Below are 8,812 nucleotides of genomic sequence, written 5' to 3'. Positions count from 1 at the left end.
GCCTGTTGCGTTATGGTTCTTTCTAAAATTTTTGTCGGATAGGTTCTTAGGAGAATTTGCGTAAGTCCTATTTTTATTCCAAGATTTTTCAAATATTTATCTAAAGGCATATAAATATTCTTGAGCTTGCATAATTATGGCATTAATACGATAAAAGCAAAAAGGAGAGGGCTGATCCTCTCCTTTTTGCTTTATTTAATCTAACTATACACAGCAAGCGCCAGATGAACAGCAATTTGAAAGAGCTTTTTTAGCTGCTTCAACCTTAACTTTTATACGTCCGTCAACTGCTATACCTAAACCAGTTTTATCAGATATCTTAAGTGGATTAATATCAAGTTCCTCAATAAAACTAAAGTCTTTAATTAATTGAGAAAGTCTTAATAACGTTTCCTGAATTTGATCTATATTTGCAGGAATTTCACCTCTTGAACCTTTCAAGATCTTATAAGCTTTAACAGATTCTATCATCTCTTTAGCGTCAATATCTGTTAAAGGATTGATCCTAAAAGCAACATCCTTAATAGATTCTACGAAAATTCCGCCAAGACCAAACATCATTAAGTGTCCATATTGCGGGTCGGTTGCTACACCGCATACCATTTCACGAGAACCTTTTACCATTTCCTGGATAATTACACCATCAAGAGCATCTTCAAGGTTGCGCTCTTTTAATCTTTCAAGAAGTCCTTTATATGCTTTTCTAAGTTCCTCTTCAGACTTGATATCCACCATTACGCCACCAATTTCAGTTTTGTGTGAGATTTTGGTAGATGTAATCTTCATTACAACAGGATATTCAATTTCATTAGCTACTTTAGCAGCCTCGTCTTCTCCCTTAGCAAAAGCATACTTACAAGTTCTGATTCCATAAGCATCAAGAACATCAATGGATTCAAGTGTTGTAAGTTGATCTCTGCCTTCTTCAAGAGCGTTTTTAATTATTTCTTTTGCTTTATTACAATCAACTTCAAATTTAGGTTCATTTCCGACGGGTCTTTCTAACCATCTACGATAGTAATCTAACCTTGCCATAGCTTTTGCAGCAGATTCTGGATATGCATAGAAAGGTGTATTAACCTTTTCTTTGCTGATTTTACCGAAAAATTCTCTGCTTGTTATGAATACGTTAACTATTGGTTTATCTGGATGTTGTTTTTTCATATCCATAATGCCATTAGCTATTTCCATTGGATTCTGACCCATAAATGGTAAGGCTATTATCATTACCATATCAACATTTTCATCTTTGAGTATTATATCAAGGCATTTTGTGTAATGTTCTATTGGAGCACTGGCAATCATATCAACAGGATTTCTTACACTTGCTGCAGCTGGAAGAAATTCTTTCATTTTGTTCTGGGTTTCTTCTTTTAATTCAGCAATTTGAAGTCCGTATTCACTGAGAGCGTCAGTCGCCATAATGCCAGGGCCACCGGTATTTGTTATTATAGCCACTCTGTTACCTTTTGGTATAGGGCTGGTGGTGAATATCTGAGCAACTTCAAATAATTCAAGAATTGAGGTTACTCTAATAACACCACTTTGTTTTAATAAAGCATCTGCTGCTAAATCTGCTCCTGCTAAAGCTCCTGTATGAGATGACGCTGCCTTAGCACCTGCTGCTGATCTTCCTGATTTTACAGCTACGATAGGTTTTTTCTTTGAAATTCTGCTTGCTAACTGTCTAAAGTTAACAGGATTTTCTATAGATTCAACATAAAGAAGAATTTGATCTACATTTGAATCATCTTCCCAGTATTCAAGCATTGTAGCATCGTTAACATCTGCCTTATTACCAACTGAAACAAACTGACTAAGACCTATGTTGAAGTCTTTTGAAATTGTAATAATTGCAGCACCAAGGGCTCCTGATTGTGATACAAATGCTGTCTTTCCAGGATTCGGGAGATCTTCAGCAAATTGTGCATTCATTCTAACACTTGGATCTGTATTTAGTACACCCATACAATTTGGGCCTACCGCGCGCATGCCATATTTATGTAATTTTTCAACTAAATCCTGCTCTAATTTTGCACCTTCAGCACCTGTTTCTTTGTAACCGGCTGTGATTATTACCACTCCCTTGATACCTTTTTCATGGCATTGATCAATAGCCTCTGAAACAAGTGTGTTTGGTATAACTATAACTGCAAGATCAACCTGACCTGGAACATCTAATACACTCTTATATGTTTTTTTGCCAAATAAGGTATCTGACTTAGGATTAATCAGATATATTTCTCCACTAAATTCATATCTAATAATATTATTAACGAGTTCTCTACCTAAAGACCCTTGTCTTTCAGTGGCACCAATTACAGCTATTGCCTTTGGCCGCATAATCGCATCTAGTTCTTTACTCATGTTGTATTTTCCCTTTTATTCTAAATGTACCCATTTGTATAAATAAAATTTTTATATGTTTTTTTTGCAAAAAATGGCCTCTTATCTAATTAAAGTACGCACAAATTCCGGTGTAAATAATGAATTTATTTGTTGTGGTTATTTGTATCCTTCATCTAGCCATTCCCTGATCTTGAATGTAGCACCCAGCTCTTCGGTAATCTTTCTGCATTTTTCAACGTTAATATCATAATTACCAAAGCCTTGTACTACTGTTGCAGTTGTATCAATACCCTGATTAACACATTCTGCAATAAAGTTTTTGACACCTTCATAGGCTATTTGGCTTTCTAACTTACAACCTGTTAATTCCTGATAAAATTCAGCATTGTCAGCATTTAAACTAACAGAAATTTTGTCGATAATTCCTACTAATTCAGGAATAATATTTCGTTTATGTATCAAATTAGCGTGACCGTTTGTGTTAATTCTAACAGGTATTTCAGGATAATTTTGCTTAATAAATTTGGCTACATCCTTGACTATGTCAAGTTTAATCAAGGGTTCTCCATAACCACAAAAAACAATTTCAGGCACTGATATAGAAGAATTTTTAATCTCTTCTATGATTTCATAACTTGAAATACTTTCACTCTCAAGCTTTAGGTTAGCGCCAGCCACAGTATCGCTTAAACTTCTTATACAGAACACACAATTATTAGTACATAAATTGGTTACATTTATGTACATTGAATCATTGAGGTAATAAACAAATTTATTCTCGATTTTTGTATTCATTTAGAAATTCGCTCTGGTTGTCTGGTTTATTTGATACGTGTTGAAATAGTGCTTAGGGTTTCTCCCTTTATTTTTGCACAATGGGAGTTAATGATCAAGGGATTAACCAGCTTGGATCGTCGATTATTTTTTACTGAAAAACCATAAATACCGTCTTTATATCGTAAAAAAACAGAAAATTATTTCTAAAATAATTTTTAAGTGAATTTTTGATGAAATTTTAATACAATTTTTTAAAATTTTACAAAGATTTATAGCAAAATTTTATTTAAAAATTATTTAAAAGATTATAAATACCCTTCAACCATTATGTCTGGTGGAAGAGATTTTATTTCATCAAATCTAAAATTAAGTGATTCATTTATATCTACTGTATCAAATCCTTCAATTATAGATTTAGCCTGATTATCGCCAAGAATTTTAGGAGCTATAAAGAAGTAAAATTTATCTATAAGCTTATTTTGCAAGAATATTCCATTTAATATTCCCCCTGCTTCCACAAGAATACTTGCTATTTTGTTTTGATAAAGCTCATTAATCAGATAATGAAGATCAATTTTATTGTTGATTAATGAACATTTCAGTATTTCTACATTTTCAGGATAAGCTTTCATTCTTTCATTATTTATATTTTCTGAAGTGGCTATAATTACTCTAATACCATCATTTTGATAAACTTTTGCTTCAGGAGAAGTTTTTAGCTCAGAGTCTATAATTACTCTAACAGGGTTTCTTCCTCCAGGGATACGGCATGTTAAACTCGGATTGTCTGCTATTACTGTCCCTGAACCTGTTAGTATTGCATCATATTTTTTTCTTAATCCATGAACTTCAATTCTAGCAAGGTCTGAGGTAATCCATTTACTGCTGCCTGTTTTGGTGGCTATTTTTCCATCAACAGTTGAAGCTGTTTTTATTGCAATAAAAGGCTGTTTCTCAGTTACATACTTAATAAAAATTTCATTAAGCTTTTTGCATTCTTTTTCTAAAACACCGACTTCTACTTCAATTCCTGCATCCTGAGCTTTCCTAATCCCTTCACCTGCAACGAGAGGATTAGGATCAATCATTCCTACTACAAGCCTCTTGACTCCTGACTCAATTACTTTATTAACACAGGGAGGAGTTTTGCCAAAGTGAGAGCAAGGTTCGAGGTTTACATAAAGAGTTCCATCTTTTGCAAACTCACCTGCGTCATTAAGCGCATTAATTTCGGCATGGGCCTCACCATATTTTTGGTGATAGCCAGTGCCAACAACGTGACCGCTTTTATCCAACACAACTGCACCAACCAATGGATTAGGAGATACACTGCCTTCTCCTAATTTTGCCAGTTCTATACAATGTTTAATATATTTTTCATCTTGTTCCATAGTCACGATATTTGCTGTCCTGTTAAAAGTCTGTTTAAGATATAATTATACAATGATCAAGCTTGGAATCACAGGAAATATAGCTTCAGGAAAAAATCTGGTTGAATCCTTTTTAAAAGAAGAAGGGATTCCTGTTATTGACTCGGATAAAATAGTTCATAATCTTTTAGAAACCGATAAAGAAGTAATCAAGCAGGTTTATGAATTATTTCAGCCTTTAGGGATTGATGTCAGAAATGAAAAAGGCTCTATTTCAAGAGAAAAAGTTGGTAAAATAGTATTTCAAGATGAAGAAAAACGGAAAGAGCTTGAAAAAATTCTTCATCCAATAGTTAAATCTAAAATAGAAGAATTTTTCTATAAAAACAAGAAAAACAAAATAGTTGCAGCAACTGTACCTCTTCTTTTTGAAGCTCATATGGAAAAAATGTTTGATTATATTGCCGCTGTGACTGTAGATAAAGATATTCAATTAGAAAGACTTATGCAAAGAAGCAACCTGACAAAAGAAGAAGCATTAAAGAGAATAAATGCCCAGATGCCTCAGGAAGAAAAAGCCGCAAAAGCAAACTTTAGGATTGATAACAGCGGTAGTATTGAGAATACCCAAATTCAGGTAAAACAGCTTTTAAATAAACTTTACTCAAATTATTAGTGGAGTGAGACAAAAATTATTGGCTAATTACTGCACGAAATACCACTTTATTTTAAAGTTTAAAATAGTAAATTATTATTGCAACTTGTCTATCTTCATGGGATAACAATGGCAGGATAGCGGTTTATTTCCAAAATATTAACAAAGGCCAAAATAATTGGAAAATCTGGACAAATTTAAAGAAGAAATCGTGAAAATTGGCAAACGCCTTTATGATAAAGGGTTTGTACCAGGAGCATCTGGAAATATAAGTATTAGATATGAAAATAATATTCTAATTACTCCCTCAGGCAAGAATTTAGCAGACGTAATAGAGGAAGATGTTGCTGTAATTGATATTAATGGCAATAGTATAGCCGGTAAAAAGCCTTCATCTGAAAAAACAATGCATTTAGAAATTTATAAAGCAAGACCCGATATTACCTCAATAATTCATGCCCATGCACCAAAAGCTACAGCATTTGCTGTCGCAGGCATTCCGCTAAATGCCCCTATATTATCCGAGGCTCTTGTGATACTTGGAAATATACCCGTAGCTGAATACGCTATGCCATCTTCAGATAAACTGGCTACTCAAGTAGCAAACCATTTTAAAACGCATGACGCCGTACTAATGGCAAATCACGGTGTTGTGATAGGATCCAATCAATTAATAGATGCTTATTATAAGCTTGAAACACTTGAATTATACGCTGAGATTTCCATCAATGCAAAGATATTAGGAAATCTCAACGAATTATCTAAAGAAAATATTCAGGAATTAATGGAGCTCAGAAAAAATTTATTAAAGCAGTAAATTCCCATGATTGAGCCTAAAATTCCTTTGTGTTATACCTGACATATACCGTTAAGTACAGTGAGCTTAGCTGTTACATAAAAAATGATGACTATCACTTTAGTAAGTACATAAAAATCGAACAGACGATTAGTTTAAAAGGAGAAACCTTATGACAAAACGTGTCTATTTATTCAGAGAAGGTAACGCTACAATGAGAAACCTTCTTGGCGGTAAAGGTGCTAACCTTGCAGAAATGACAAACGCAGGTTTACCAGTACCTCCAGGCTTAACCATTACAACAGAAACATGTATGGAATACATCAACAATGGCAATAAAATGCCAGAAAATGTGATGGATAATGTAAAAACAGCTTTGGAAGATGTAGAAAAAGAAACCGGTAAAAAATTCGGTGATGTAAGCAATCCATTATTACTTTCCGTTAGATCAGGTGCAAGACTAAGTATGCCTGGTATGATGGAAACCATTCTTAACTTAGGTCTTAATGATGAAACATTACAAGGACTTATAAACTTAACAAATAATGAAAGATTTGCATACGACAGTTACAGAAGATTTATCACAATGTTTGGCAGCGTCGTTCTTCATATTGAAAGAGAAAAATTCGAACATATTTTAGACCAGATTAAAGAAAAAGAAGGCGTTAAAGTAGATACAGATGTTAGCGTTGCTGGTTTAAAAGAAGCGGCAGAACGCTATAAAGAATTAGTTAAAAGTGAAACAGGAAAAGAATTTCCTCAAGATCCAATGACCCAATTACAATTGGCTATTGAAGCTGTATTTAGTTCCTGGAATATTCCAAGAGCTATAGCATACAGAAACCACTACAAAATTCCACATAACTACGGTACAGCTGTAAACGTTCAAAGTATGGTATTCGGTAATATGGGTAATGATTCAGCTACAGGAGTATCTTTCACTCGCAACCCAAGTACTGGTGAGAATCTATTCTACGGTGAATACTTAACCAACGCTCAAGGTGAAGACGTTGTTGCTGGTATCAGAACACCAAAACAAATTTCTGAATTAGCTGTTGAAATGCCTGAATTATATCAACAATACGTTGATATCGCTCAAAAATTAGAACGTCACTATAAAGATATTCAAGATATGGAATTTACCATTGAAAGAGGAAGATTATACATTCTTCAAACAAGAAACGGAAAAAGAACATCAGCAGCAGCTGTAAGAATTGCTGTTGAAATGGCTGAAGAAGGTACCATTTCAAAAGAAAGAGCAATTCAACTTGTTGATCCTGCACAATTATATCAATTAATGCTTCCAAGCTTTGACCCAGCTGCTAAAAAAGCAGGAAAATTAATCGGATCAGGCTTAGCTGCTTCACCTGGCGCTGCTGTTGGTAAAATCGTATTTGATACCGACGAAGCTGCTGAAAGAGGAGCTAATGGTGAAAAAGTCATTCTTGTAAGAATTGAAACCTGTCCAGATGATATTCATGGCATGATCGTTGCTCAGGGCGTATTAACCCTCAGAGGCGGCATGACATCACACGCAGCAGTAGTTGCTAAAGGTATGGGTAAACCTTGCGTAGCCGGTTGTGAAACATTAAGAATCGATCTTAAAAATGAAACACTCACAGCAGCTAACGGAACAGTTTATAAGAAAAATGATGTTATTTCTATGGATGGTGGAGAAGGCGAAATATTTGAAGGGGCAATTGCTACAATTGAGCCAAAAATGGATGAAAACTTCACAAAACTCTTTAAATGGGTTGATGGAATTAAGAGATTAGCTGTAAGAGCTAATGCTGATACACCAACAGATGTAGATAAAGCTGTTGAACTTGGTGCAGAAGGGGTTGGTCTTTGCCGCACAGAGCACATGTTTATGGAACAAGACAGACTTCCTGTAGTTCAGCAAATGATTATTGCAGGTACTCAAGAAGCAAGAAAAGAAGCTCTTGCAAAACTTCTTCCAATGCAATATCAAGACTTTAAAGATATGTTTAAAGCTCTTAAAGGTCTTCCAATGACAATCCGTCTTTTAGACCCACCACTTCACGAATTCTTACCTTCAAAAGAAGAATTAATTGCTGAAGTTGCAACTGGTAAAGCTTTAGGTCAAGATGTAAGCGCTAAAGAACAGCTTCTTTGTAAAGTTGAAGAACTGGCTGAATCTAACCCAATGATGGGATTAAGAGGTTGCAGATTAGGTTTAACCTATCCTGAGATCAACGAAATGCAAGTAAGAGCCATCTTTGAAGCAGCTTGTGATCTTAAGAAAGAAGGAATTGAAGTTAAGCCTGAAATTATGATTCCTCTTATCGGTCACGTAAACGAGCTTAAAGCAGCAAGAGAACAGCTCGAATCAGTTGCTGAAAAAATAATGGCCGAAAAATGTGTTCAGGTTAATTATCAATTCGGTACAATGATCGAAATCCCAAGAGCTGCGTTAACAGCTGATCAGGTTGCTGAATACGCTGAATTCTTCAGTTTTGGCACAAACGATTTAACTCAGATGACATTTGGATACAGCCGTGATGACGCTGAAGGTAAATTCTTAAATAACTACATTGAAAATAAAATTCTTCCTGAAAATCCTTTCGAAACAATAGATCAAGAAGGCGTTGGCCAATTAATGAAAATTGCCATCGAAAAAGGTAAATCAGTAAGACCAAACATTAAGCTTGGTATCTGCGGTGAACACGGTGGTGAAGCTAAGAGCGTTAAGTTCTGTCATTCAATCGGACTTAACTATGTGAGCTGTTCACCATTCAGAGTTCCAGTAGCAAGACTTGCTGCAGCTCAAGCAGTTCTCGAAGAAAAAGGAGATAAAGCACTAGTTACACACTAGTTTATATCTAAGTTAAACAGAGAGGTATG

The 8,812-nt window shown here is 34.8% G+C and carries 6 protein-coding genes; 3 read left to right on the top strand and 3 right to left on the bottom strand.

Features of this window, described 5'->3' with window-relative positions; translation table 11 throughout:
• Positions 1-204: 204 nt before the first annotated feature.
• From A2255_03490 to A2255_03480, 3 genes are all read right to left on the bottom strand, one after another.
• Positions 205-2,367 (bottom strand): GNAT family acetyltransferase, encoded by a 2,163-nt coding sequence (locus tag A2255_03490; protein ID OGI20036.1) that lies wholly within the window; start codon positions 2,365-2,367, stop codon positions 205-207.
• Positions 2,368-2,505: 138 nt separating this feature from the next.
• Positions 2,506-3,144 (bottom strand): hypothetical protein, encoded by a 639-nt coding sequence (locus A2255_03485; GenBank protein ID OGI20035.1) that lies wholly within the window; start codon positions 3,142-3,144, stop codon positions 2,506-2,508.
• A gap of 287 nt (positions 3,145-3,431) precedes the next feature.
• Complete coding sequence (locus tag A2255_03480) at positions 3,432-4,517, bottom strand: riboflavin biosynthesis protein RibD (protein OGI20034.1); 1,086 nt, start codon at positions 4,515-4,517, stop codon at positions 3,432-3,434.
• 52 nt (positions 4,518-4,569) lie between these two features.
• On the opposite strand from A2255_03480, the gene A2255_03475 reads away from it, so the two are divergent.
• The 3 genes from A2255_03475 to A2255_03465 all read left to right on the top strand — a co-directional run bounded on the left by A2255_03475 (position 4,570) and on the right by A2255_03465 (position 8,783).
• Positions 4,570-5,172: a dephospho-CoA kinase gene (locus A2255_03475; GenBank protein OGI20033.1), complete on the top strand. Its 603-nt coding sequence runs from the start codon at positions 4,570-4,572 to the stop codon at positions 5,170-5,172.
• Positions 5,173-5,362: 190 nt separating this feature from the next.
• Entirely contained in the window at positions 5,363-5,968 is a 606-nt protein-coding gene (locus A2255_03470; protein ID OGI20032.1) for a hypothetical protein, read from the top strand.
• 151 nt (positions 5,969-6,119) lie between these two features.
• The gene (locus tag A2255_03465; GenBank protein ID OGI20031.1) at positions 6,120-8,783 is read left to right on the top strand and encodes a pyruvate, phosphate dikinase; all 2,664 of its coding nucleotides are present in this window, start codon (positions 6,120-6,122) and stop codon (positions 8,781-8,783) included.
• Positions 8,784-8,812: the final 29 nt, after the last annotated feature.

This window comes from Candidatus Melainabacteria bacterium RIFOXYA2_FULL_32_9 (assembly GCA_001784615.1).
Lineage (GTDB): Bacteria > Cyanobacteriota > Vampirovibrionia > Gastranaerophilales > UBA9579 > UBA9579.
Note: the sequence above shows the minus strand (reverse complement) of the source record. Positions and strands in the feature narration are given on the sequence as shown.